The sequence below is a fragment of the Priestia sp. SIMBA_032 genome, assembly GCF_046535215.1.
Lineage (GTDB): Bacteria > Bacillota > Bacilli > Bacillales > Bacillaceae_H > Priestia > Priestia aryabhattai.
In genome coordinates, this window is sequence record NZ_JAWRXD010000192.1 from 1 (window position 1) to 397 (window position 397).

At 39.3% G+C, this 397-nt stretch carries 1 protein-coding gene; it reads left to right on the forward strand.

What is annotated here, in order from left to right; all coding sequences use genetic code 11:
* Positions 1 to 388, forward strand: a 388-nt coding sequence (locus SB717_RS33965) for a phosphate acyltransferase (protein WP_410907210.1), incomplete at its 5' end; no start/stop codon positions are given.
* Positions 389 to 397 lie beyond the last annotated feature (9 nt).

Here is a 397-nt window from a genome sequence, read left to right on the forward strand (position 1 = left end):
TCCACGTGTTGCTATGTTAAGCTTCTCTACAAAAGGTTCTGCGAAATCTCCAGAAACAGAAAAAGTTGTAGAAGCAACTCGCATTGCAAAAGAAATGGCTCCTGAGTTAACTTTAGATGGAGAATTCCAATTCGATGCTGCATTCGTACCATCTGTAGCTGAGAAAAAAGCTCCAGGTTCTACAATTAAAGGTGATGCTAACGTATTCGTATTCCCAAGCTTAGAAGCTGGTAATATCGGCTACAAAATCGCTCAACGTTTAGGTAACTTCGAAGCAGTAGGACCAATCTTACAAGGTTTAAACATGCCTGTAAATGACCTGTCTCGTGGATGTAACGAAGAAGAAGTGTACAAGTTAGCTTTAATTACAGCAGCTCAAGCACTTTAATTCTAAAAT